We start from the raw sequence: 1,965 nt of genomic DNA, 5'->3' as shown, positions 1-1,965 counted from the left end.
GTCCTGGCCGCCGTCGGCCGGGTCGAGTCGGCAGCCGTGCGCCGCGCGGTGCCGGCCCAGGCGTCCGGGCCGCCACCCCTTGCTACCCGCCGGTAGCTTCGGACCGTACGCTGGGCCGGTGAGCGGGGAGTACACGCAGGAGTACGTGGACGTCGACGGGGCGCGCATCGGCGTGCAGATCTACCCGGAGCCGGCCGGGCCGCCCGGCGCGCCGGTGGTGCTGGTCTGGCCGGCCATGGGCGTCCGGGCCCGCTACTACCGGCCGTTCGCCGCCGCGCTGCGCGACGCCGGGCTCGCCGTGATCGTGGCCGACCTGCGCGGCACCGGGGAGAGCACCCCCGCCCCCGCCCGCACCTGCCGGTACGGCTACGCGGAGCTGGCCACCGACGTCGGCGCGGTGCTCGACGCGCTCAAGCCCCGGCTGGACGGCCGCACCCGGCTGCTGCTCGGGCACTCGCTGGGCGGGCAGGTCGCCGTGCTGCACCAGGCGCTGCACGAGGCCGCCCGGGTCGACGGGCTGGCGCTGGTGGCGGTCGGCATCCCGTGGTGGCGCCGGTACCCGGGGCTGCGCGGCTGGGGCGTGCTGCCGTACACCCAGGGCATCGCGGCGGCGGCCCGACTGCTCGGGGTCTGGCCCGGGTGGGGGTTCGGCGGCCGGCAGGCACGCGGCGTTATCCGGGACTGGGCGCACACCGCCCGCACCGGCCGGTTCCCGGCGCTGGACGGGGTCGACGCCGAGGCGGCCGTGCGCCGGATCCGCACCCCGGTGCTGGCGATCAGCGTCGACGACGACCAGTACACGCCGCACGAGACGCTGGACCACCTCTGCGGCAAGCTGGCCGCCGCGCCGGTGACCCGGCACCGCTACACGGTCGCCGAGGCCGGCGCGTCGCTCGACCACTTCACCTGGGTCCGTGCCGCCGCGCCGCTGGCCGGACGGGTCGCCGCGTTCGTCGACACGCTGCCGCCCCGCGATCCGAGGGCGTGAGCACGGCGAGGACGGGTATGCCGCACCGCCCGAACACGGCGGAGGGGGATCTGATGTCCGAACGGCACACCACGCTGCGCTCGATGCACGACCTGGGCCTGGCGGCCTGGTTCGGCGGCTCCCTGATGGGAGCGCTCGGCGTCAACGGCGCGGCGGCACGAATCGACGACTCGACCCAGCGGCTGCCGGTGGCCTCGGCCGGCTGGGCGCGGTGGACGCCGGTGAACGCGGCGGCGATCGGCGCACACCTGGCCGGCGCGGTCGGCGAGCTGGTCACCGAGAGCCCGCGGATGGCCCGGCAGGCCGGGGTGGGGAAGGCCAGCGCGGTGAAGACCGGGCTGACCGTGGCCGCGCTGGCGGTGACCGGCTACAGCCGGCTGGTCGGCATGCGGCTGGAGAAGGCGGGTGGGCCGCCCGTCATGGGGACCACCGAGCCGCACCAGCACACGCCGGCGAACGTCGCCGCGAGCCAGCGGCAGATGAAGATGCTCCAGTGGGCGATCCCGGCGCTGACCGGCGCGCTGGTCGTGGTGACGGCGTACATGGGCGAGCAGCAGAAGCCGGGGCAGGTGTTCCGCGGCATGCTCAACCGTGCCGGCGGAATGCCGAAGAACCTCGGCAAGGTGGCCGCCATGGGCGCGGCCGGGCGTTCCCTGGTCGGGGCCGCCCGCTGACCACCGCGCGGCCGGCGACCCACATCGGGGTGGGCCGCCGGCCGTGCGGTGCCGACCCGACCCGACGGGCGCCACCGGCGCCGGCCGGTCCACGCAGGGTGAGGTGAGACCATGACGAGCAGCGACGGGCGCGGGCCGGAGTCGGCCGCGCCGTGGGGCACCACCGACGGCTTCGACGCCGACCCGCCGTGGGGCGCGGGTGACCGCGACCCGATGGACGAGGGCAGCGAGGAGACCGCCGTGCCCGAGGGCAGGCGCGGTGAGCGCCGCGCGGCCGGGGCCGGGCCGGGCGTGACGTCGGCG

Annotated in this window: 2 protein-coding genes and 1 pseudogene; all 3 read left to right on the top strand. The window is 77.3% G+C overall.

The genetic code is table 11. The features are described 5' to 3' along the window. Nucleotides 1-118: 118 nt before the first annotated feature. A complete protein-coding gene (locus HUW36_RS31880) occupies nt 119-988 on the top strand; it encodes an alpha/beta hydrolase family protein (protein ID WP_174531457.1) in 870 nt (289 codons plus the stop codon). A 53-nt stretch (nt 989-1,041) separates the two neighbouring features. Continuing rightward, nucleotides 1,042-1,662 (top strand): hypothetical protein, encoded by a 621-nt coding sequence (locus HUW36_RS31875; protein WP_174531456.1) that lies wholly within the window; start codon nt 1,042-1,044, stop codon nt 1,660-1,662. A 111-nt stretch (nt 1,663-1,773) separates the two neighbouring features. Next, a pseudogene (locus HUW36_RS31870) lies at nt 1,774-1,965 on the top strand (hypothetical protein); the annotation flags it as partial.

This window comes from Micromonospora maritima, from assembly GCF_902825405.1.
Taxonomy (GTDB): Bacteria; Actinomycetota; Actinomycetes; order Mycobacteriales; family Micromonosporaceae; genus Micromonospora; species Micromonospora maritima.
The sequence above is the reverse complement of the archived record's forward strand: the minus strand, read 5'-3'. Positions and strand labels throughout refer to the sequence as shown.